At 50.0% G+C, this 308-nt stretch carries 1 protein-coding gene; it reads right to left on the reverse strand.

Translation table 11 applies throughout. The features are described 5' to 3' along the window. On the reverse strand, window positions 1-308 hold a 308-nt coding region (locus tag ACTJKB_RS31035), incomplete at both ends, for a hypothetical protein (RefSeq protein ID WP_440838057.1).

Below are 308 nucleotides of genomic sequence, written 5' to 3' on the forward strand. Positions count from 1 at the left end.
GCCGCTTCCATTAGCTCCGCTACCGATTGTTCTTCGCTATAGTCATACACCTTTAGTTCATAGGCTTTGTTGCCATTTACTTTCAGGATCTCTAGCTGGCCTTCCCGGTAGACGGATCTCAGGATATCATGATGTGCCGTAAGGGCATCCAGCACTTTCCGAAGCTGGTTTTCCTCTTCCAGATCAATTTCCATCAGCATGTCCTGATTGAAGTGGTGTGGCTTAGAAAGCTTCCAGGAGGCAAACTCCCTGACGATCGGTGTCAGGGGTACGCTGCCGCTTACTTCCTCTTGCTCGTACTGTTCCTC

Origin of the sequence: Paenibacillus sp. 22594, from assembly GCF_052044425.1 — a bacterium.
Classification (GTDB): Bacteria; Bacillota; Bacilli; order Paenibacillales; family Paenibacillaceae; genus Paenibacillus_AQ.